Here is a 21,603-nt window from a genome sequence, read left to right as displayed (position 1 = left end):
GACGCCCGCAGGGAGGAGCACGCATGACCACCGGCTACGACGAGGCGACCGAGGGCAAGGTCTACTCGGTCGGCGGCGCCGACTGGGACGAGGTCGTCACCGCCGGGGTGCGCGACTCCGAGGCCGAGCGCCTGGTCGTCAACATGGGCCCGCAGCACCCGTCCACCCACGGCGTGCTCCGCCTGGTGCTGACCCTCGACGGTGAGACGGTCACCGAGGCGCGCGGCGTCATCGGCTACCTGCACACCGGCATCGAGAAGAACATGGAATACCGGACGTGGACCCAGGGCACCACGTTCGTCACCCGGATGGACTACCTGTCGCCGATCTTCAACGAGACGGCGTACTGCCTGGGCGTCGAGAAGCTCCTCGGCATCGAGGACCGCATCCCCGACCGGGCCCAGGCCATCCGGGTCATGATGATGGAGCTCAACCGCATCTCCTCGCACCTGGTCGCGATGGGCACGTTCGGCATGGAGCTGGGCGCGACCACGCCGTTCCTCTTCGGCTACCGCGACCGCGAGATGATCATGGATCTCTTCGAGTACATCACCGGTCTGCGGATGAACCACGCGTACATCCGTCCCGGTGGTGTGAGCGTCGACCTGCCCGCGGGCGCGGTCGACAAGGTCGGCGAGTTCCTCAAGGAGATGCCCAAGCGGATCAAGGACATCCGCAAGCTCCTCGACGCCAACCCCGTCTACCTCAGCCGCACCCGCGACGTCGCCTACCTCGACCTGACCGGCTGCATGGCGCTCGGCATCACCGGCCCGATCCTGCGGGCCGCGGGCCTGCCGTGGGACCTGCGCAAGTCGCAGCCCTACTGCGGCTACGAGACGTACGAGTTCGAGGTGGCCACCGAGCGGGGCTGCGACGTGTACTCGCGCTACCTCGTGCGCATGCGGGAGATGGAGGAGTCGCTCAAGATCGTCGAGCAGGCCCTCGACCGCATCGCCGGCCCCCTCAAGGGCGACCCCGTGATGATCGAGGACAAGAAGATCGGCTGGCCCGCGCAGCTCGCGCTCGGCCCCGACGGCTTCGGCAACTCGCCCGACCACATCGCCCACATCATGGGCAGCTCCATGGAAGCCCTGATCCACCACTTCAAGCTGGTGACCGAGGGCTTCCGGGTGCCGGCCGGCCAGGCGTACGCCTCGATCGAGTCGCCCAAGGGCGAACTCGGCGCCCACGTGGTCAGCGACGGCGGCACCCGTCCCTACCGCGTCCACTTCCGCGAGCCGTCCTTCTGCAACCTGCAGGGCTTCCCCGCGATGGCGGAGGGCGGCCAGGTCGCCGACGTCATCGCCGCGGTGGCCTCTATCGACCCCGTCATGGGAGGTGTGGACCGGTGACTTACTCACCGGAAGTCCGCGAGCGTCTCGAGAGGGACGCCAAGGAGATCATCGGCCGCTACCCCAAGGCGCGGTCCGCCCTGCTGCCCCTGCTCCACCTGGTGCAGTCGGAGGACGGTTACGTCTCCGACGACGGCCACGAGTTCTGCGCGCAGATGCTGGGCCTCAGCAAGGCCGAGGTCGTCGGCGTCTCGACGTTCTACACCATGTACAAGCGCAAGCCGGCCGGCGACTACCACGTCGGCGTGTGCATCAACGCGCTGTGCGCGGTCATGGGCGGCGACCAGATCTGGGAGGAGCTCAGCGAGCACGTCGGCGTCGGTCACGAGCAGACCACGTCCGACGGCAAGATCTCGCTGGAGCGCCTGGAGTGCAACGCCGCCTGCGACTTCGCCCCGGTCATGATGGTCAACTGGGAGTTCTTCGACAACCAGACGCCCGAGTCGGCCAAGCAGCTCGTCGACGACCTGCGTGACGGCAAGGACGTGCGCCCGACCCGGGGCCCGAAGAAGCTGTGCACCTTCAAGGAGGCCTCGCGCGTGCTGTCCGGCCTGCCGGACGACCTCGCGGGCGAGGGCCCGTCGGCCGCCGGCGCCTCGCTGGAGGGCCTGAAGGTCGCCAAGGCCAACGGATGGAAGGCCCCCGAGGCATGAGCGTCACCCTGACTCCCGTCCTGACCGCCAACTGGGACCGTCCCGACTCCTTCACCCTCGACGGCTACGGCCCCTACGAGGCGGCCAAGAAGGCGCTCGGCATGGACCCCGACGCGGTCATCCAGGCCGTCAAGGACTCCGGCCTGCGCGGCCGCGGCGGCGCGGGCTTCCCGACCGGCATGAAGTGGGGCTTCATCCCGCAGGGCGACGGCAAGCCGCACTACCTCGTCGTCAACGCCGACGAGTCGGAGCCGGGCACCTGCAAGGACATCCCGCTGATGATGGCCAACCCGCACTCGCTGGTCGAGGGCGTCATCATCACCTCCTACGCCATCCGCGCCAACCACGCCTTCATCTACGTGCGCGGCGAGGTGCTGCACGTCATCCGCCGGCTGCACGCGGCCGTGCGCGAGGCGTACGAGAAGGGCTACCTGGGCACCGACATCTTCGGCTCCGGCTACGACCTGGAGCTCGTCGTGCACAGCGGCGCCGGCGCGTACATCTGCGGCGAGGAGACGGCGCTGCTCGACTCGCTGGAGGGCTACCGGGGTCAACCTCGACTCAAGCCTCCGTTCCCGGCCGTGGCGGGCCTGTACGCCTCGCCGACTGTTGTGAACAACGTGGAGTCTGTGGCGAGTGTTCCCTCCATCATCGCCAACGGCGCCGACTGGTTCGCCGGGATGGGCACCGAGAAGTCCAAGGGCTTCGGCATCTTCTCGCTGAGCGGCCACGTCACCCGCCCCGGCCAGTACGAGGCCCCGCTCGGCATCACGCTGCGCGAGCTGCTCGACATGGCGGGCGGCATCCGCGAGGGGCACCGGATCAAGTTCTGGACCCCCGGCGGCTCGTCCACGCCGATCTTCACCGACGAGCACCTGGACGTGCCCCTCGACTTCGAGGCGGTCGGCGCCAAGGGCTCCATGCTCGGCACCCGCGCGCTGCAGATCTTCGACGAGACCACCTGCGTGGTCCGCACCGTGCTGCGCTGGACCGAGTTCTACGCCCACGAGTCGTGCGGCAAGTGCACGCCGTGCCGCGAGGGCACCTACTGGCTCAAGCAGGTGCTCAAGCGGCTCGAAGCCGGACAGGGCACCGAGGACGACCTGGCCACGATCACCGACATCGCCGACAACATCCTGGGCCGCTCCTTCTGCGCCCTCGGCGACGGCGCGACCAGCCCGATCCACTCCTCGGTGAAGTACTTCCGCGACGAGTACCTCAAGCACTTCGAGATCGGCGGCTGCCCGTTCGACGCGAAGAAGTCCACTCTCTGGGGTGACCAGTGACCACAACCGCCGTAGAGACCACCCTGGTGACCCTGACGATCGACGGGTTCCAGATCAGCGTCCCCAAGGGCACCCTGATCATCAGGGCGGCCGAGCTGCTGGGCATCCAGATCCCGCGCTTCTGCGACCACCCGCTGCTCGACCCGGCCGCCAACTGCCGCCAGTGCCTCGTCGACATCCCCGACGCCGGCAACGGCCGCGGCTTCCCGAAGCCGCAGCCGTCCTGTGCGATCGAGGTCGCCGAGGGCATGGTCGTGCAGACCCAGCTCACCTCGCCGGTCGCCGAGAAGGCGCAGCGCGCGGCGATGGAGTTCCTGCTGCTCAACCACCCGCTGGACTGCCCGGTCTGCGACAAGGGCGGCGAGTGCCCCCTGCAGAACCAGGCCATGTCCAACGGCCAGGGCGAGTCCAGGTTCCACGAGCACAAGCGGACCTTCCCCAAGCCGCTCCCGCTGTCCACGCAGGTGCTGCTCGACCGCGAGCGGTGCGTCCAGTGCGCCCGCTGCATCCGCTTCTCCGACCAGATCGCCGGCGACCCGTTCATCGAATTCTTCGAGCGCGGCGCCAAGGAGCAGGTGGGCGTCGCCGACGGCGCGCCGTTCCAGTCCTACTTCTCCGGCAACACCGTGCAGATCTGCCCGGTCGGCGCGCTGACCGGCGCCGCCTACCGGTTCCGGGCGCGGCCGTTCGACCTGGTCTCCACGCCCAGCGCGTGCGAGCACTGCGCGTCCGGCTGCTCCCTGCGCACCGACCACCGGCGCGGCCGGGTCACCCGCCGCCTGGCCGGCAACGACCCGCAGGTCAACGAGGAGTGGAACTGCGACAAGGGCCGCTGGGCGTTCACCTACGCCACGCAGCCCGACCGCCTCAAGACCCCGCTCGTCCGCAACGAGGAGGGCGTGCTCGTCCCGGCCTCCTGGCCGGAGGCGCTGAGCGTCGCCGCCCAGGGCCTGGCCGCCGCCCGCGGCAAGGCCGGCGTCCTCGTCGGCGGGCGCGTCACGGTCGAGGAGGCCTACGCCTACTCCAAGTTCGCCCGCGTCGCCCTCGGCTCCAACGACATCGACTTCCGCGCCCGGCCGCACTCCGCCGAGGAGGCGGCGTTCCTGGCCCACGCGGTCGCCGGCAAGGGCATCGAGATCTCCTACGACGAGCTGGAGAGCGCCCCCGGCGTGCTGCTCGTCGGGTTCGAGCCCGAGGAGGAGTCGCCGATCGTCTTCCTGCGCCTGCGCAAGGCGTGGAAGAAGCGCGGCCTCAAGGTCACCGCCATCGCGCCGTTCGCCACCCCGGGCCTGGCCAAGATGGGCGGCACGCTCATCCGCACCGCGCCGGGCGGCGAGGCCGACGCGATCGGCGCGCTGGTCGGCGGCCTCGCCGAGGGCACGATCGTGCTCGCCGGCGAGCGCCTGGCCACCGTCCCGGGCGCCCTCTCGGCGCTCGTCCGCCTCAGCGCCGCCTCCGGCGCCCGGCTGGCCTGGGTGCCGCGCCGGGCCGGTGAGCGCGGCGCCGTCGAGGCGGGCGCGCTGCCCAACCTGCTGCCGATCGGCCGGCCGGTCGAGGACGAGAGCGCCAGGGCGGAGATCGCCCGCGCGTGGAACGTCTCCTCGCTGCCCGCCGTCGCCGGCCGCGACACGGCCGGCATCCTGGCCGCCGCCGCGGAGGGCGACATCGACGCGCTCGTCGTCGCCGGTGTCGACCCCTACGACCTGGCCGACCCGGCCGCCGCGCTCGACGCCCTGGAGCGCACGCCGTTCATCGTCAGCCTGGAGATCCGCGCCAGCGCGGTCACCGACCGGGCCGACGTGGTCCTGCCGGTCGCCGCCGTGCAGGAGAAGGCCGGCACGTTCGTCAACTGGGAGGGCCGCGGACGCTCGTTCGAGGCGCCGCTGAAGGTGCCCGGCCTGCAGAGCGAGCTGGTCGTCCTCGGCAACCTCGCCGACCGCATGGACGTCCACCTCGGGCTGCCCGACGCCAAGGCCGTCCGCCGCGAGCTGGGCGCCATCGGCGCCTGGCGCGGCACCCGCGTCGCCGCGCCGAGCGTGGCCACCCGCGCGCAGGCCGCCCCGGCGGCCGGCGAGGCGGTGCTGGCGACCTGGCACCTGCTGCTGGACGAAGGCCGCCTGCAGGACGGCGAGCCGTACCTCGCGGGCACCGCCCGCGCCGCCGAGGCGCTGGTCTCGGAGAGCACGGCGGCGGAGATCGGCGTCGTCGACGGCGACAAGCTCGTCGTCGGCGGGCCCGGCCCGAACCCGGTCACGCTGCCGGTCCGCGTCGCGGACCTGCCCGACCGCGTGGTCTGGGTGCCGGCGAACTCCGGCGGCTGCTCGGTCACCCGCGACCTGCGCGCGGTGTCCGGCGACATCGTCACCATCGGGAGCGCCTCATGACCCACGTTCTCGCGGCCGATCCGACCCTCGCCGACTTCGGCAAGGACCCGCTCTGGATCTCCATCATCAAGGCCGTGATGCTCTTCGTCTTCCTGATGCTGGGCGTCCTGTTCGGCGTCTGGTTCGAGCGCAAGCTCATCTCGCGGATGCAGAACCGCTACGGCCCCAACCGGGCCGGCAAGTTCGGTCTGCTGCAGTCCGTGGCCGACGGCCTGAAGATGGGCCTGAAGGAGGACCTGTTCCCGCGGACCGTGGACAAGATCCTCTACCTCCTGGCCCCGATCATCATGGTCGTCCCGGCCTTCCTGGCCTTCTCGATCGTGCCGATCGGGCCGATGGTCAACCTGTTCGGCGTGCAGACGCCGCTGCAGCTCGTGGACCTGCCGGTGGCCGTGCTGTTCATGCTGGCCATGGGCGCCATCTCGGTCTACGGCGTGGTGCTGGCCGGCTGGTCGTCGCGCTCGCCGTACGCGCTGCTCGGCGGTCTGCGCTCGGCGGCCCAGGTGGTCTCGTACGAGATCGCGATGGGCCTGTCGTTCGTCGGGATCTTCCTGTTCGCCGGCACGCTGTCCACCTCGGAGATCGTCAAGGCGCAGGAGCAGACCTGGTACGCGGTCCTGCTCATCCCGTCGTTCCTCGTGTACGTGGTCTGCATGTTCGGTGAGGCCGCCCGCATCCCGTTCGACCTGCCCGAGGGTGAGGGCGAGCTGGTCGGCGGCTTCCAGACCGAGTACTCCTCCTCCCTGAAGTTCGCTCTGATCATGATGGGCGAGTACCTTCACACCTTCACCGCCTCCGGCATCGCGGTGACGCTGTTCCTCGGCGGCTGGCGCGCGCCCTGGCCCATCTCCCTGTGGGAGGGGGCCAACCAGGGCTGGTGGCCGGTCCTGTGGTTCTTCATCAAGTTCGTGCTCACGTTCTGCTTCATCGTGTGGGTGCGGGCCTCCCTGCCGCGCGTGCGCTACGACCAGCTCATGTCGCTGGGCTGGAAGGTGCTCATCCCGGTCAACCTGGCGTGGATCCTGGTCGTCGCCGCGGTTCGCAACGTGGTGGTCAACAGGGACACCTCGATGCTGGCCATGGGGCTCGGCGCGGTCATCGTGATCGGGGCCATCGCCATCTGGCTCCGGTTCGACACCGTCAACCAGCGGCGCAGGGAAGCGAAGAAGGCCCAGGTGGAGGCCGAGTTCGAGGAGCTGTCCAGCGAGCCGGCGGCGGGTGGCTTCCCGGTGCCGCCGCTCGATCTGCCGCACTACCACGGGGTGCAGCACAAGGAGATTCCCAGTGGGACTAACTGATTGGCTGAACCCCGTCAAGGGCTTCGGGGTCACCTTCCACACGATGTTCAAGAAGCCCGTCACGGTCAACTACCCGGAGGAGAAGCGGCCGACGGCTCCGCGCTTCCACGGCCGTCACCAGCTCAACCGGTGGCCCGACGGGCTGGAGAAGTGCGTCGGCTGCGAGCTGTGCGCCTGGGCGTGTCCGGCCGACGCCATCTACGTCGAGGGCGCGGACAACACCGACGAGGAGCGCTTCTCGCCGGGCGAGCGTTACGGGCGCACGTACCAGATCAACTATCTGCGGTGCATCCTGTGCGGACTCTGCATCGAGGCGTGCCCCACCCGGGCGCTCACGATGACCAACGAGTACGAGCTGGCCGACACCGACCGCGAGAGCCTCATCTACACCAAGGAGATGCTCCTCGCGCCGCTCACCCCGGGCATGGAGCAGCCTCCGCACCCCATGCGGCTCGGCGAGACCGAAGAGGACTACTACCGGCTGGGGCGGACCAATGGGTGAGACCATCACGTTCTGGGTGCTCGCCGTCGTCTCCGCCGGCGCGGCGCTCGGCATGGTCTTCAACCGGAAGGCCGTGTACTCGGCGCTGATGCTCGGCACCGTGATGCTCTGCCTGGCGGTGATGTACGCCGTGCAGGACGCGCCGTTCCTGGCCGCGGTGCAGATCATCGTCTACACCGGCGCCGTCATGATGCTGTTCCTGTTCGTGCTCATGCTGGTCGGCGTCGACTCGTCCGACTCGCTGGTCGAGACGCTCAAGGGCCAGCGGTTCTGGGCGGCGATCGCGGCCATCGGCTTCGCCGTGCTGATCATCGTGGCCGTCGGCAACGCGGTCTTCGCCCCGCAGGCGGGCCTGGAGGCCGCGGTCGGCCCGGCCGGCTACATCCGGTCGCTGGCGCTGCTGCTGTTCACCAAGTACGTGTTCGCGTTCGAGATCACCTCGGCGCTGCTCATCACCGCCGCGCTCGGCGCGATGGTGCTGGCGCACCGCGAGCGGCTCACCGAGAAGGCCACGCAGAAGGACCTGTCGCGGGCCCGCTTCCTCGGCGACCGCCCGTCGCCGCTGCCCGGCCCCGGCACGTACGCCCGCAACAACGCCATCGACATGCCGGCGCTGCTGCCCGACGGCTCCGTCGCGGAGGACTCCGTCAACCGCTACATCGCGCGCTACGACGTCGAGCAGGGCCACCTGCCCGAGGACCCGCGCCTGGCCGAGGCGATCCAGCACAAGGCCGAGGAGGACTCCAAGTGACCGCGCACTACCTGGTCCTGTCGGGGCTGCTGTTCGCCATCGGCGCGATGGGCGTGCTCATCCGGCGCAACGCGATCGTGGTGTTCATGTGCGTCGAGCTCATGCTCAACGCCTGCAACCTCGCGTTCGTCACCTTCGCCCGGCAGAACGGCAACCTCGAGGGCCAGATCATCGCGTTCTTCGTGATGGTGGTGGCCGCGGCCGAGGTCGTGGTCGGCCTGGCCATCATCGTGACGATCTTCCGAACCCGCAGGTCCGCGTCCGTCGACGACGCCAACCTGCTGAAGTACTAAGAGGTGACTGGTGGAATCTCCTGTTGAGATCGTCCAGCACACCGCCGGCGGCGTGATCGGCGTCTCATGGCTGATGATCGCCTTCCCGCTCCTGGGCGCGGCGATCCTGCTGATCCTGGGACGCAAGACCGACCGGTGGGGCCATCTGCTGGGCGTGGCCATGTCCCTCGCCTCGTTCGTCGTGGCGGTGCTGGCGTTCTTCGAACTCCTCGGCCTGTCCGCGGAGCAGCGGCGTCAGGCCGTGCACCTGTACGAGTTCATCCCCGGCATGGCGGACATGGGGCTGCTGATCGACCCGCTGTCGATCAGCTTCGCGCTGCTGATCACGGGTGTCGGATCGCTGATCCACATCTACTCGATCGGCTACATGTCGCACGACCCCGACCGGCGCCGGTTCTTCTCGTACCTGAACCTGTTCGTCGCCGCGATGCTCCTGCTGGTGCTGGCCGACAACTACCTCGGCCTGTTCATCGGCTGGGAGGGCGTGGGCCTGGCCTCGTACCTGCTCATCGGCTTCTGGCAGTTCAAGCCGTCGGCCGCGGTCGCCGCGAAGAAGGCGTTCGTCGTCAACCGCGTCGGTGACTTCGGGCTGCTCGTCGGCATGTTCATCATGTGGAGCGCGACCGGCACCTTCGCCTTCGCCGAGCTGTCGGAGAAGGCGGGCGGCCTGTCGCAGCCGATGGTCACCGCGATCGGCCTGCTGCTGCTCCTCGGCGCGTGCGGCAAGTCGGCGCAGCTCCCGCTGCAGTCCTGGCTCCTCGACGCCATGGAGGGCCCGACCCCGGTCTCGGCCCTCATCCACGCGGCGACCATGGTCACCGCCGGCGTCTACCTGGTGGTCCGCTCGGGCGCGTTCTTCTTCCCGGAGGGCTCGCCGCAGGCGCTGGCCGTCGCGATCGTCGGCGCGGCCACGCTGCTCGCCGGTGCGATCATCGGTTGCGCGAAGGACGACATCAAGAAGGGCCTGGCCGGCTCGACGATGTCGCAGATCGGCTACATGATGCTCGGCGCGGGCCTCGGCCCGGCGGGCTACGCCTTCGCCATCGGCCACCTGATCACGCACGGCTTCTTCAAGGCCGACATGTTCCTCGGGGCGGGCTCGGTCATGCACGGCATGAACGACGAGGTGGACATGCGGAAGTACGGCGCGCTGCGCAAGTACATGCCGATCACCTTCGTGACGTTCATGGTCGGCTACCTGGCGATCATCGGCTTCCCGCTGCTGTCCGGGTACTTCACCAAGGACGGCATCATCGAGACGGCCGTGGAGCACAACCAGGTGCTCGGCTGGCTGGCCGTGATCGGCGCGGGCATCACGGGCTTCTACATGTCCCGGATGATCTTCATGACGTTCTTCGGCGAGAAGCGGTGGGCGGAGGACGCCCACCCGCACGAGTCGCCGACCGTCATGACCGTGCCGCTGATCATCCTGTCGATCGGCTCGATCTTCCTCGGCGGCTACCTCATCCTCAGCAACCGGCTGATGCTGTGGCTCGCGCCCGCGGTCGGTCGTCCGGAGGAGCTTCCGCAGTTCCACTTCGCCAGCACGCCCGGCCTCGCCACGCTGGCGCTGGTGGCGGTCGGCGCCGCGTACGCCTGGATGAAGTACGGCCGGGCCGAGGTGCCCGCCGTCCAGCCGCGCGGCTCGTTCCTCACCACGTTCGCCCGGCGCGACCTCTACGGTGACGCGCTCAACGAGTCGCTGTTCATGCGGCCCGGTCAGTGGCTCACCCGGATCGCGGTCTTCTTCGACAACCGCGGCATCGACGGAGTCGTCAACGGGCTGGCCGCGGGCATCGGCGGGACCTCGGGCCGCCTGCGGCGGATCCAGACGGGCTTCGCCAGAACGTACGCGTTGTCCATCCTGATCGGTGCCGCCCTGCTGACCGGCGCCCTGCTCCTCGTTGGGAACATCTGATGTCGTCACTCTGGCTCCCCATACTCCTGGCGGTGCCCGTGCTGGGGGCCGTGGTGGTGGCCCTGCTGCCCAAGGGCGCCGACCAGGTCGCCAAGCAGGTCACGCTGGCGGTCTCGCTGGTCGTGCTGGCGCTGACGCTGGTCATGGCGTTCCAGTTCCCGTCGGCCAAGGGCGACCGGTTCAAGTTCGCCGCGGTCTACGACTGGATCCCGAGCTTCGGCGTCCACTTCGGGGTCGGCGTCGACGGCATCGCGCTGGTGCTGGTCGTGCTGTCCGCCGTGCTCGTGCCGATCGTGGTGCTCGCCTCCTGGCACGACGCCGACGGCGTCCGCACCGCCGACGGCACGCTGATCACGCCGAAGCGGTCGGTCAAGACGTACTTCTCGCTGCTGCTCGTCCTCGAGGCGATGATGATCGGCGTCTTCGCGGCGACCGACATCTTCCTGTTCTACGTGTTCTTCGAGGCCATGCTCATCCCGATGTACTTCATGATCGGGTCGTACGGCGGGGCGCAGCGGTCGTACGCGGCCGTCAAGTTCCTGCTGTACTCGCTGTTCGGCGGCCTGCTCATGCTGGTCGCGGTCATCGGCCTGTACGTGGTCGCGGGCAAGAGCACGTTCATGTTCCCCGAGCTCGTCGGCGCCATCCAGGACCCGGCGACGCAGAAGTGGCTGTTCGCCGGCTTCTTCATCGCCTTCGCGATCAAGGCGCCGCTGTGGCCGGTCCACACCTGGCTGCCCGACGCCGCCGCCCAGGCCCCGGCCGGCGCGGCCGTGCTGCTCGTGGGCGTGCTGGACAAGGTGGGCACGTTCGGGATGCTCCGCTTCTGCCTGGAGCTGTTCCCCGACGCCGCCAAGGCGTTCACGATGCCGATCGTGGTGCTCGCGGTCATCAGCATCATCTACGGCGCCATCGTGGCCATCGGGCAGAGCGACATGAAGCGGCTCATCGCCTACACGTCGATCTCGCACTTCGGCTTCATCGTGATGGGCGTGTTCGCCATGTCGCAGGTCGCCCAGTCGGGCGCCACCCTGTACATGGTCAACCACGGCTTCGCCACCGGCGCGCTGTTCCTGGCCGCCGGGTTCCTCATCGCCCGGCGCGGCTCGCCGCACATCGCCGACTACGGCGGCGCCCAGAAGGTCGCCCCGCTGCTGGCCGGCTTCTTCCTGGTCGCCGGTCTGGCCGGCCTGTCGCTGCCGGGGCTGTCGTCCTTCGTCAGCGAGTTCATGGTCATGACCGGCACGTACGCCAGCAAGGCCCACGGCTCCGGCGCGCTGACCGTGGCGGCCGTCGTGTCGGCGCTGGCGGTCATCCTCGCGGCCGTCTACATCCTGTGGATGGTGCAGCGGGTGCTCAACGGGCCCACCGCCGAGCCGGTCAAGGCGTTCAAGGACCTCAGCGCGCGGGAGATCGTCGTGCTCGCGCCGCTGGTCGCCCTGATCATCGGCTTCGGGTTCTTCCCCAAGCCGCTCCTGGACGTGATCAACCCGGCGGTCAACCAGACGCTGGTCAACGTCAAGGTGGACAACCCGGCTATCGCTGAGAAGGGAGCCGGTCAGTGAATCCCATCATGCAGGCGCCGACGATCGAGTACGGCACGCTGGCGCCGATGCTGCTGGTGTTCGGCGCGGCCGTCCTCGGCGTGCTCGTGGAGGCGTTCGCGCCCCGCTACCTGCGCAAGGTGATGCAGGTCCCGCTCACGCTGGTCTCCCTGGGCGGCGCGTTCGCCCTGGTGCTCGTCCAGGTGATCATGCGGGGCGCGCCCACCGAGGCGGTGGCCATGGGCGCGGTCGCGGTCGACGGTCCCGCGCTGTTCATCTGGGGTGTCATCCTCGTCCTGTCGTTCGTGTGCGTGCTGCTCGTCAACGACGAGGGCCACTTCGTCGCCTCGGCGGCGGCGGTGCCCGGCAGCGCCGACGAGGAGGAGGCCGAGGCGGCCGGCGGCGGCCACACCGAGATCTACCCGCTGCTGCTGTTCGCGGTGGGCGGCATGATGCTGTTCCCGGCGGCCCACGACCTGCTGACGATGTTCGTCGGCCTGGAGGTCATGTCGCTGCCGCTGTACCTCATGTGCGGCCTGGCCCGCCGGCGTCGCCTGCTGTCGCAGGAGTCGTCGATGAAGTACTTCCTACTGGGCGCGTTCTCGTCGGCGTTCTTCCTGTACGGCACGGCCATGCTCTACGGCTACGCCGGCACGGTGTCGCTGCCGGGCATCAACAAGGCGCTGGCCGGCGGCGCGCTGCTCGACCCGCTGCTGCTGATCGGCTTCGCCATGCTCGGCGTGGGCCTGCTGTTCAAGATCGGCGCGGCGCCGTTCCAGGCGTGGAAGCCGGACGTCTACCAGGGCGCCCCGACCCCCATCACCGCCCTCATGGCCTCGGGCACGCTCGTCGCGGCCATGGGCGCCGTGCTGCGCGTGTTCTGGGTCGGCCTGGGCAACCTCGACTGGAACTGGCGGCCGGTCATGTGGGCCGTCGCGGCCCTCACCATGATCGTGGGCGCGGTGCTGGCGATCACGCAGACCGACATCAAGCGGATGCTGGCCTACTCGTCGATCGCGCACGCCGGCTTCCTGCTGATCGGCGTCATGGCCACGTTCGACAAGAGCCAGCAGAACGCCGGCTCGCTGTCGGCGATCCTGTTCTACCTGCTGGTCTACAGCTTCACCACGGTGGGCGCGTTCGCCATCGTCACGATGGTCCGCGACCCCGGAGGCGAGGCGGGTCACCTGTCGCGCTGGGCGGGCCTGGGCAAGCGGTCGCCGCTGCTCGCGGGCGTCTTCGCGTTCTTCCTGCTCGCCTTCGCCGGCATCCCGCTGACGAGCGGCTTCTTCGGGAAGTACGCGGTGTTCGCGGCGGCCCTGGCCAGCGGCTCGGAGTCGGGTGACTCGCTGGGCGGCTGGATGACCGGGCTGGTCGTGCTGGGCGTCGTGGCCTCGGCGGTGGCGGCGTTCTTCTACGTCCGCGTCATCGTGCTCATGTTCTTCAGCGAGCCGGCGGCCGACGGCCCGTCCATCGCCGAGCCGAGTATGGGCACCGTGGCCGTCATCGCCGTGGCGGCGCTCGTTACGGTAGGAGTCGGGCTCTTCCCGCAGCCCATGCTCGACGTGGCCCATCAGGCCGCGGCCAACTTGTTCATCAGATAAGGGGATATGCCATGTCCGCGCCTCCCGTTGTTGACCTTCCCATTGAGGACGAGCGGCTGGCGCAGGACGTGGCCACCGGCCTGGCCGCCGTGGAGAAGCTCCTGCGCTCGTCGGTCGAGAGCGAGGACGCCTTCGTCACGGAGGCGTCCAAGCACCTCATCGAGGCGGGCGGCAAGCGCTTCCGCACCCTGATGGTGCTGCTGGCGGCCCAGTTCGGAGACCCGTCGGCGCCGGGCGTCGTGCCCGGCGCCGTGGTCATCGAGCTGACCCACCTCGGGTCGCTCTACCACGACGACGTCATGGACGAGGCCCCGGTCCGCCGGGGCACCCCGTCCGCCAACGCCCGGTGGGACAACACCGTGGCCATCCTCACCGGCGACTACCTGTTCGCCCAGGCGTCCGACATCCTGGCCGACCTGGGTCCGGAGCTCATCCGCATCCAGGCGCAGACGTTCTCCCGGCTCGTGCAGGGCCAGATCCGCGAGACGATCGGGCCGCGCGAGGGCGACGACCCCGTCGCGCACTACATCAGCGTCCTCGCCGACAAGACCGGCTCCCTGATCGCCGCCTCCGGCCGCTTCGGCGCGCTGCTGGCGGGCGCCCCGGCGGAGGTCGAGGAGCGCCTCAGCCGGGCCTGCGAGGCGATCGGCGTGGCCTGGCAGCTCGGCGACGACCTGCTCGACGTGGCGTCCACCTCCACCGAGTCCGGCAAGACGCCCGGCACCGACCTGCGCGAGGGCGTCCACACGCTGCCCGTCCTGTACGCGCTCGCCTCCGGAGCGCCCGCGCGGCTCGTGGAGCTGCTGTCGGGCCCGGTGGCGGAGGAGGACGTGGAGGAGGCCCTGACGCTGCTGCGGGAGCACCCCGCGATGGCCAGGGCCCGGGAGGAGCTCGCGGCCTGGATCGACCGGGCCCGCGCCGACATCTCCGCCCTGCCGGACATCCCGGCCAAGGACGCCTTCATGGCGCTGTGCGACTACGTGATGGAACGCTCGGGCTGAACCGCGCCCGGCTGCCGCTCAGGTAGCGGAACGCTCGGGCTCGGGCTCGGGCTCGGGCTCGGGCGTGGCCTGCTGAGCGGCAGCTCGGTTCCTGGCGGCGCGGGTGGCGCGGGCCGCCCGGATGCTGTCGTAGGTGAAGACGGCCAGGGCCAGCCAGACGATCGAGAACCCGATCCAGCGGCTGGCCGGCATCGTCTCCTTCGCCACCAGCACCCCGCACAGGAACTGCAGGACCGGCGCGATGTACTGCAGCAACCCGATCGTGCTCAGCGGCACCCGGATGGCGGCGGCCGTGAAGCACAGCAGCGGCACGGCGGTGATGACGCCCGCGCCCACCAGCAGCGCCGCGTGCCCCGGGCCCGTGTGGCCGAACGTCGCCTGCCCGGCCGCCTCCAGGTACACGAGGTAGCCCAGGGCGGGCAGCAGCAGCACCAGCGTCTCGACGGTCAGGCTCTCGGCCGCGCCCACGTTCGCCTGCTTCTTGATCAGCCCGTACAGGCCGAACGACACGGCGAGCGTGAGCGCGATCCACGGCAGGCGGCCGTAGTCGAGGGTCAGGACGAGCACGGCCAGCGCGCCGAACCCCACGGCGGCCCACTGCAGGGGCCGCAGCCGCTCACGCAGCAGCACCACCCCGAACAACACGCTGACCAGCGGGTTGATGAAGTAGCCGAGGGCGCTCTCGACGACGTGGTGGGTGTTGACCGCGTAGATGTAGACGCCCCAGTTGACCGTGACGATCGCCGCGGCGAGTGTGAGCAGGCCGAGCTTGCGCGGCTGGCGGGCCATCGTCCGGATCCACGCCCAGTGGCGGCGCACCGCCAGCACCGCCACGACGGCGGCCAGCGACCACACCATGCGGTGGGCGAGGATCTCGACGGCTCCGGAGGGCTTGAGGAGGGGCCAGTACAGGGGGAAGAGCCCCCACATGGTGTACGCGGCCACTCCGAACAACACACCACGGCGAACGTCAGGCATGTACTCCATTTTCGGCGCTTACCATGCTTAAACACAAATGTGTATCGCTATACGGGACTATGTAGCGACTCTTAAGCGTTAGGGCTTCTGTATCGTAGGCAGAGTCTGCGGAGGTGGCACGATGGGCTGGCTGTTCGGCAACAAGACGACCATGGTCCGACCGGAGGACGCCCTGACCGGGCGGCCCGAGGAGATGCCGGTCGCGCCCCGGCACGCCGTCCTCGACGCGCCGCTCGCCCCGCCGTACCCGCCGGGCGCCCGGATCGCCGACTTCGGCCTCGGCTGCTTCTGGGGCGCCGAGCGCAAGTTCTGGCAGACGCCCGGCGTCATCACCACGGCCGTCGGCTACCAGGGCGGCTACACGCCCAACCCGACGTACGAGGAGGTCTGCAGCGGCCGCACCGGCCACGCGGAGGTCGTGCGGGTGGTCTACGACCCGGCGAAGGTGTCGTACGAGGACCTGCTGAAGGTCTTCTGGGAGTCCCACGACCCGACGCAGGGCATGCGCCAGGGCAACGACACCGGCACGCAGTACCGCTCGGCGATCTACTACCACTCGCCTGAGCAGCGGGAGGCGGCGGAGGCGTCGCGGGAGGCGTACCAGAAGGTGCTGTCGGAGGCGGGCTACGGCCCGATCACCACAGAGCTGGCCGAGGCGGGACCTTTCTTCTTCGCGGAGGACTACCACCAGCAGTATCTCCACCGCAACAAAAACGGCTACTGCGGGATCGGCGGCACGGGTGTCGCCTGTCCGGTGGGCCTGACCTCTGGCGAGGCCTGAGCAGTGCCCTTACGGACGCCCCGGGAGCACTTGGAGGACGTGCATAGGCGGCCTGGGGCGTACGGTCTGGACGGCTCGTATCGGCTGTTCACGACCTACCTTGCCGGGTTCCACGCGGGCAGCGGTCACACCTTCCTGGACGGCTTCAGGGAATGGTTGATCGTGCGGGTGGGCGGCGGTAACAACCTCGTCTGGGAGGCGCTGGTGTTCATGCTGGCGTTTCCCGGCGAGACCAGGCGCTCTCTTCACGCTCGGATGGACGACGAGCGGAACGCGGTCGTCGTGAGGACTCTCTTCGACGCGCTTGAACGGTTCTTGGACGATCGCGACGGTCGGCTGGGCGGGAAGGACATGATCCGTGCCGACTACGAGACGTGGCTCAGTCGGCAGAGTTGGAGCCGTCCTAGCCACCGCCCTTCTGACCACGGACAGTAGCCGCGGCGACAATCTTCTCTACAAGGTCAAGGGCAGTTCGCCTGCGGCGACCTGCCGCGCGTCGGGGCGGTCGCTGGCCGCGCTGCGGCTCTTCGGCCGATCGCGGCCAGCGCCGCCCACGTGACTGGTCCCGAGAGCGTCGTCACCCCGCATCGCGCCCCTCTGACTCCATACCATTGCCTCACGTCTTGTCTCCTCATATCCTCCGAGAAGGTAGCCCCCGAACTGGTCGAAATAGACTCGCGCCTCAAGGTACGTGATTCCAAATGCCGCAGGCGTCAGAGTGGCATACGCATTCGAGTGGAACCAAACATTTGCCAAAAGAAAATCACACAACCCCTGATTGGACTTGTTGTGCGTGAAGCAAGTGCCGAAAGAGCAGGGTTCGTCTACATTTTGATCAATCCTTCATTTCCCGATATGGTCAAGATAGGTCTCACTAGAAATCTTTCCGGCAACCGAGCAAGTCAATTAAGCCGCCATTCTGGAGTTCCGACTGATTTTATCGTTATTTATGACGAATTGGTGGCCGACTGTGGTGCCGTAGAGAGACGTCTACACAAGCGGTTTGCCAATCAGCGCGTTAACGACCGGAGAGAATTTTTTTTGGGTTACACCGAAGGAAGCAATCGTTGCATTGCAAGAGGAGGCTCACAACTCTCTGTCCACACAGAGCGCAAAAGCGGTTCGTATAGACATTCTGACGCAGCTTGAGGCGAGGTGCCGCAGATGGCTTAGACGTGACTTGGTCGGATTGGCGATCGTACAATACCCCGACCTAGTCTTTCTTGAGCAAGCGCATCAGTCGAGCCTGACCAGCTCCAGCATCATAATTGAGCGAACCGATATGGACTTCATCGATGAGGGTGGATATCCTGGCTACATTTCGTATTTTAGCCCAGACTTCCCCCCAGAGGTAAATGCTCAGAAGTTTTTGCATCTCGACACAAATTCTCTCATGCATTGCTTCTCTTTGTTCGAGGCCGAAGCCTACGAATGGGCGAATAGCTTTGAGTCCGCTTCTGATCTCCCATTCTCGCCGCCTCGCAGCTAGTAGTTTTGATCGTCCCGTACAGCGTCACCCAATGAAGCAGCGATCTGGCCCTTACGACGGTCTTCACCCCTCGCTCGCACTGAAGCGCTCAGTTATGGCCGCGATGATCGTCAACCTCGATTCCAACCGAAGGTGGAACGATCGGCTCATGAGATCCTGGGCGCAAAGCCTCCTCAAAGATTGTCACCTCTCGGCCCTGTGGGTGCATGACCTGCGGTCGGATCGCCACTTGACGGTCCTCTGACCTGCGCTGGAACCTTCTCCTGTCATGCAGCAACCTTGATCAGGAGATGAATGCTTATCCTTGATCTAGTTCCCAAATTACTGGAAGGCGACAATGGAAGATAATAGAAAGAAGCTTTGGATAATAGAAGGAGATGCCAGCCGAGTACTCTATGGGAGTAGCGTTCCGGGACAATACATCCACTCCTCCTGTAAGTTATGCTTGCAGGAAAGAAGGCTCCTTCTTAGTCATATCGCTCCCAAATGGGCGTACAAATGGATGAAGAATGAGGGTTATGTTCTCAGAAGAATGGACTCGATTGATCTTGCTGCACGGGAGGATGATGGCGAAAAGCGCTACCTCCTGTGTGGGGATTGCGAACAGATGCTCGGGTCCGCTGAAAAATACCTAGCGGATATCTGCAAAGGAGGCTTGAGACGATTTACCAAGAATGGGATTGCCGTAGCTAGGCCCGGCACTCTAGTAGGCGTTCGGAAAAAGCCGATCACTGTGGCACTGCTTGGAATTCTTTTCAAAGCACAATTCTGCGACACTCCCCCTTGGTCTAACCTTAAGTTCCCAAACGAAGATTGGATTGAAGCGCTTCGCGAGTATCTTGTTGGCGCCCGCCCTTCAGTCGAGCAGGAAGCCGCAATCACGGCGATTAGGTATCACTCTACGTTCCGACCAGAGGTTAATCCAAAGGCGATAATAATTCCCGCCCTGTCGGGCAATGGTGAATTTTATCTTTTCGAGATCATAATTGGAGGCTGGACTTGGCTATGCTTTTTTCCGCAATCTCCTACTATGGTCGCGAGAGAGGAGAGTATCACCTCTCCGCATAATCTGGGTCCCGAATATGCCGACTATGTCCTGCGTGACGGCTCTGAATGGGTCGTCCTTGTTTCAGACATCATGGCGAATCGATTTTTGAATCCATCTGGATGGGAAGAATTTTCTGACACAGATGGGGTGGTGGGCGATGCAGAGGAATGCTCATGCAGGATGGGAGAGGCGAGATTCGATCAGTGTTGTAAGCCTGTCTGGCACAAACATCGATAACGCATCGTAGACACAGAAGACTAAGAGTGAGGGCGTCTGAGTGGAGGACTTCGTCGATAGCTCGGTTGGACGGGACGATGTCGAAGAGGCTACGGATCAGATGGCAGCAGAAGTGGTTGAGGCCGTTACGATCGCGGACTTCGGTACCCGCCCGTACAGGCTGGGGCGATCGCCGGCATGGCCCTCCTCCGTCGGGCCATGCCACTGGGTGACGATGGCTGAGGTGACAGCAGCACTGACAGCAACATCCTCACACGCGGACGCATCCGCGCCATCGTCCACACGCGCCTGACCACGGTCTCAATCATCCGAGCAGGGTGATTGCTCCGCCTGAAAGGCGGAAGGTCAGCCAGTAATTGCCGCCAGGCGAATGCACGTCTCACAGGTGTGGGCCAGGTTGGGTGCGAACGGGACTTGCCAGTTGCCGATCAGTAGAGGACGTACCCGTTCGCCGCACAGTCCTCTCGCCTGTTTCGGTGGCACCGCATGTCTGAGCCTTTGGCTGCCTGCCGCACAGACGCCCGTGCCGTAGGTCGTACTGGGTTCGGCTGGTGTAGGCATGACGGGTTCTACAAGAAGGTCGTCCCAGTGAAGGGGCCAGCGGCGAACACCGCCAGGTATTTCGGAAGCTTTGCCGTCGAGTTTGACGAGCGCGACCTTGCCGTACTGCAAGATGGCTACCACCGTGCCGCATCGTCCGAGTAGCCATCTGGCGTATGCCCTGGTGCGGGCGTGGCTGTGGAGCAGGTCCACGATCTTGGCTCGGCTGCCTACTCCTGGCCGCTCCGAGTTCACTGCGAGCCCTCGGCGGTCCTCGGTGATCCGTTCGTTGGTGTGGCTACTGTCTCGGACACCGGATGCATCTCTCGCAGCTGCCCGTAGCGGCGAGCAACGCGAACCGCGGCCCGGTCCGCATCCATTGCGGGGTGCCAGGCGTAGACGGCCCGGCTGCGTCGCGCATCCCAGCCGCTGCGCCACCAGAAACGATCGCCATCGCACCACACCACGAGGCCGACACAGACCGACACCAGGGCAAGTTCGTAACCGTCGTGAACGTCGGTCGGGATTCCGTGCGATTGCAGGAATTGCCGAAGGCGTTCGGCCGCGTCAGCCGCGTATGTCGATGGCTGTGCAGGGTCCTCTGCCCTGAACGGTCCTCTCGCCTGGGGGCTTGTGGCGTCCATGCATCGAAGCGTGCATGCCGGCGAAGGTCACAAGTTTCACGACCTTGTGATACTTCGGGATCGGCCCAGGCCCATGCGGGTGGCTACACCGCGCAGGTTCTCGGGGATACGCCGTTGGACGTCGAGGAGGCGGCCCACTGTCTCGCGGGCCATCGGGTGATAGCGGGTTCGTTGGGGTGCGATCGCCTCGGCCCTCAGAACGCAGCTCAGCGCCCTGTCGCGCTTGCCCGCCCACAGCCACGCACGGGACAGGTCGATGTAGTGGTGGCTGGCTCGTTCGGCGGGGACGCTCGCGGCCAGAGTGAATGAGGAGCTACGGCGGATGGCTTCATCGGCGTCGCCGAGCTCCACGGCAACAGCGACGTCATGAATGGCGACGTTGCTGGGGCCGAAGAAGAGTCCATAGTCGTTGGTGTCGCGCCGCAGTCGCTTGGCCGTCTCATCCGCCTCCTGCATGTACGCCCAGGCGGCCGACGATCGGTTGGCGCGGGCGGCCATGATTGCGGCTCGGAGCTGCACGGTGCCGTACACGCTGAGCGTGGTCGAATCGCTTGTGCGCTGCCCTTCTTCTAACTGCTGGCGGGTTCGGTCAAGGAGTCGTAGGCCGCCGTCCCATGCACCTGTCGCCATGAACGCCATGCTTCGCCGCACATCCGAGACCGGCCTCAGCGTCGGATCGTCGGCTTGCTCCGCGGCCCACGTCATGCGATGCACGGCGACGTGGAACAGGTCCAGGTAGCCGAGCTTGTAGACCATGGAGTCGGCGGCGGAGTACGCGTGGCTGAGGAGGCCGAAGGCCCTTGCGCGCTCGGGCCCGTTCAGGATGTGGACGGTGTAGGTCAGTTCTTGGATCAGACCAGGCAGCGTGGTGCCGAGCTCCACGTACTGGGCGGCCTGCCGGAACTTGTTGACCCGCATGACCTCGGTCTCCAGATCGTCAAGACCGCGCGGGGGAGTCTCCAGGTCTGGAGGGACGTCGCCGTACACCAGGGCTTGCCGGAGCTCTGAGACTGTCGCGTGGATGCGGTCGGTGCGTGCCGTACGGCCACGGTACGGCTGACCGGTCAGCTCGGTCACGTCCACGTTCACCGCCCTGGCCACGGCTGCCACGAGGGCCGGAGTAGCGGGTTTGTGTCCGCGTTCCACTTGAGCGATCAGGCTTTTGGAGCAGGGGACTCGCTGGGCCAGTTCGTTCTGCGTGAGGCCGCGCAGCTTCCGCACGTGCGCGATTCTGGCCCCGATCGGTTCGTCGTCCAACCCGATGTCATGCACAGGGGCTCCTCCGCTCGCGCGACGGGAC

At 67.1% G+C, this 21,603-nt stretch carries 18 protein-coding genes; 16 read left to right on the top strand and 2 right to left on the bottom strand.

Annotated elements, in window-relative coordinates; all coding sequences use genetic code 11:
- Positions 1-23 precede the first annotated feature (23 nt).
- From HD595_RS14500 to HD595_RS14445, 12 genes are all read left to right on the top strand, one after another.
- The gene (locus HD595_RS14500) at positions 24-1,352 is read left to right on the top strand and encodes an NADH-quinone oxidoreductase subunit D (RefSeq protein ID WP_175604332.1); all 1,329 of its coding nucleotides are present in this window, start codon (positions 24-26) and stop codon (positions 1,350-1,352) included.
- The gene (nuoE, locus tag HD595_RS14495; protein WP_253769274.1) at positions 1,349-2,005 is read left to right on the top strand and encodes an NADH-quinone oxidoreductase subunit NuoE; all 657 of its coding nucleotides are present in this window, start codon (positions 1,349-1,351) and stop codon (positions 2,003-2,005) included. The genes HD595_RS14500 and nuoE overlap by 4 nt, the downstream gene beginning before the upstream one ends.
- Entirely contained in the window at positions 2,002-3,291 is a 1,290-nt protein-coding gene (gene nuoF, locus HD595_RS14490) for an NADH-quinone oxidoreductase subunit NuoF (protein WP_253769270.1), read from the top strand. Before nuoE ends, nuoF begins: the two co-directional genes overlap by 4 nt.
- Entirely contained in the window at positions 3,288-5,675 is a 2,388-nt protein-coding gene (locus HD595_RS14485; protein ID WP_253769267.1) for an NADH-quinone oxidoreductase subunit G, read from the top strand. Before nuoF ends, HD595_RS14485 begins: the two co-directional genes overlap by 4 nt.
- The gene (nuoH, locus tag HD595_RS14480) at positions 5,672-6,973 is read left to right on the top strand and encodes an NADH-quinone oxidoreductase subunit NuoH (protein WP_253769265.1); all 1,302 of its coding nucleotides are present in this window, start codon (positions 5,672-5,674) and stop codon (positions 6,971-6,973) included. The genes HD595_RS14485 and nuoH overlap by 4 nt, the downstream gene beginning before the upstream one ends.
- The gene (gene nuoI / locus HD595_RS14475; RefSeq protein WP_175604337.1) at positions 6,960-7,475 is read left to right on the top strand and encodes an NADH-quinone oxidoreductase subunit NuoI; all 516 of its coding nucleotides are present in this window, start codon (positions 6,960-6,962) and stop codon (positions 7,473-7,475) included. Before nuoH ends, nuoI begins: the two co-directional genes overlap by 14 nt.
- Entirely contained in the window at positions 7,468-8,226 is a 759-nt protein-coding gene (locus HD595_RS14470; RefSeq protein WP_253769262.1) for an NADH-quinone oxidoreductase subunit J, read from the top strand. Before nuoI ends, HD595_RS14470 begins: the two co-directional genes overlap by 8 nt.
- Positions 8,223-8,519 carry an NADH-quinone oxidoreductase subunit NuoK gene (gene nuoK, locus HD595_RS14465; RefSeq protein WP_175591142.1) on the top strand — a complete coding sequence of 99 codons (297 nt, stop codon included), beginning with the start codon at positions 8,223-8,225 and terminating at the stop codon, positions 8,517-8,519. Before HD595_RS14470 ends, nuoK begins: the two co-directional genes overlap by 4 nt.
- A gap of 73 nt (positions 8,520-8,592) precedes the next feature.
- Entirely contained in the window at positions 8,593-10,437 is a 1,845-nt protein-coding gene (gene nuoL, locus HD595_RS14460; protein WP_253781162.1) for an NADH-quinone oxidoreductase subunit L, read from the top strand.
- Positions 10,437-12,002 (top strand): NADH-quinone oxidoreductase subunit M, encoded by a 1,566-nt coding sequence (locus tag HD595_RS14455; RefSeq protein ID WP_253769260.1) that lies wholly within the window; start codon positions 10,437-10,439, stop codon positions 12,000-12,002. Before nuoL ends, HD595_RS14455 begins: the two co-directional genes overlap by 1 nt.
- Before the next feature lie 8 nt (positions 12,003-12,010).
- Complete coding sequence (gene nuoN, locus HD595_RS14450; RefSeq protein ID WP_253781160.1) at positions 12,011-13,585, top strand: NADH-quinone oxidoreductase subunit NuoN; 1,575 nt, start codon at positions 12,011-12,013, stop codon at positions 13,583-13,585.
- Between the two features lie 11 nt (positions 13,586-13,596).
- On the top strand, positions 13,597-14,586 hold the full coding sequence (locus HD595_RS14445; protein WP_253769258.1) for a polyprenyl synthetase family protein: 990 nt from the start codon (positions 13,597-13,599) through the stop codon (positions 14,584-14,586).
- A gap of 18 nt (positions 14,587-14,604) precedes the next feature.
- Here the strand turns inward: HD595_RS14445 and rarD are convergent, their stop codons facing one another.
- Complete coding sequence (gene rarD / locus HD595_RS14440) at positions 14,605-15,564, bottom strand: EamA family transporter RarD (RefSeq protein WP_253769255.1); 960 nt, start codon at positions 15,562-15,564, stop codon at positions 14,605-14,607.
- A gap of 121 nt (positions 15,565-15,685) precedes the next feature.
- Here rarD and msrA point away from each other — a divergent pair, with 121 nt between their 5' ends.
- The 4 genes from msrA (at position 15,686) to HD595_RS14425 (ending at position 19,119) form a co-directional block, all read left to right on the top strand.
- A complete protein-coding gene (msrA, locus tag HD595_RS14435; RefSeq protein ID WP_253769253.1) occupies positions 15,686-16,345 on the top strand; it encodes a peptide-methionine (S)-S-oxide reductase MsrA in 660 nt (219 codons plus the stop codon).
- Positions 16,346-16,375: 30 nt separating this feature from the next.
- Positions 16,376-16,780 carry a hypothetical protein gene (locus HD595_RS14430; protein WP_253769251.1) on the top strand — a complete coding sequence of 135 codons (405 nt, stop codon included), beginning with the start codon at positions 16,376-16,378 and terminating at the stop codon, positions 16,778-16,780.
- A gap of 120 nt (positions 16,781-16,900) precedes the next feature.
- Positions 16,901-17,494 carry a GIY-YIG nuclease family protein gene (locus tag HD595_RS47230; protein ID WP_420540706.1) on the top strand — a complete coding sequence of 198 codons (594 nt, stop codon included), beginning with the start codon at positions 16,901-16,903 and terminating at the stop codon, positions 17,492-17,494.
- An 872-nt stretch (positions 17,495-18,366) separates the two neighbouring features.
- Entirely contained in the window at positions 18,367-19,119 is a 753-nt protein-coding gene (locus HD595_RS14425) for a hypothetical protein (RefSeq protein WP_253769249.1), read from the top strand.
- Positions 19,120-20,339: 1,220 nt separating this feature from the next.
- Here the strand turns inward: HD595_RS14425 and HD595_RS14420 are convergent.
- Positions 20,340-21,575 (bottom strand): helix-turn-helix domain-containing protein, encoded by a 1,236-nt coding sequence (locus HD595_RS14420; protein WP_253769246.1) that lies wholly within the window; start codon positions 21,573-21,575, stop codon positions 20,340-20,342.
- Positions 21,576-21,603: the final 28 nt, after the last annotated feature.

This window comes from Nonomuraea roseoviolacea subsp. carminata, from assembly GCF_024172185.1.
Taxonomy (GTDB): Bacteria; Actinomycetota; Actinomycetes; order Streptosporangiales; family Streptosporangiaceae; genus Nonomuraea; species Nonomuraea roseoviolacea.
This window is presented reverse-complemented; position numbering and strand designations above follow the sequence as displayed.

What these genes read in the sequence shown, in the direction of transcription:
- HD595_RS14500 (WP_175604332.1), top strand. Translation starts at nt 24, where the DNA reads ATGACCACCGGCTACGACGAGGCGACCGAGGGCAAGGTCTACTCGGTC.
- nuoF (WP_253769270.1), top strand. Translation starts at nt 2,002, where the DNA reads ATGAGCGTCACCCTGACTCCCGTCCTGACCGCCAACTGGGACCGTCCC.
- nuoH (WP_253769265.1), top strand. Translation starts at nt 5,672, where the DNA reads ATGACCCACGTTCTCGCGGCCGATCCGACCCTCGCCGACTTCGGCAAG.
- HD595_RS14470 (WP_253769262.1), top strand. Translation starts at nt 7,468, where the DNA reads ATGGGTGAGACCATCACGTTCTGGGTGCTCGCCGTCGTCTCCGCCGGC.
- nuoL (WP_253781162.1), top strand. Translation starts at nt 8,593, where the DNA reads ATGATCGCCTTCCCGCTCCTGGGCGCGGCGATCCTGCTGATCCTGGGA.
- HD595_RS14455 (WP_253769260.1), top strand. Translation starts at nt 10,437, where the DNA reads ATGTCGTCACTCTGGCTCCCCATACTCCTGGCGGTGCCCGTGCTGGGG.
- nuoN (WP_253781160.1), top strand. Translation starts at nt 12,011, where the DNA reads ATGCAGGCGCCGACGATCGAGTACGGCACGCTGGCGCCGATGCTGCTG.
- HD595_RS14445 (WP_253769258.1), top strand. Translation starts at nt 13,597, where the DNA reads ATGTCCGCGCCTCCCGTTGTTGACCTTCCCATTGAGGACGAGCGGCTG.
- rarD (WP_253769255.1), bottom strand. Translation starts at nt 15,564, where the DNA reads ATGCCTGACGTTCGCCGTGGTGTGTTGTTCGGAGTGGCCGCGTACACC.
- msrA (WP_253769253.1), top strand. Translation starts at nt 15,686, where the DNA reads ATGGGCTGGCTGTTCGGCAACAAGACGACCATGGTCCGACCGGAGGAC.
- HD595_RS14425 (WP_253769249.1), top strand. Translation starts at nt 18,367, where the DNA reads ATGGACTCGATTGATCTTGCTGCACGGGAGGATGATGGCGAAAAGCGC.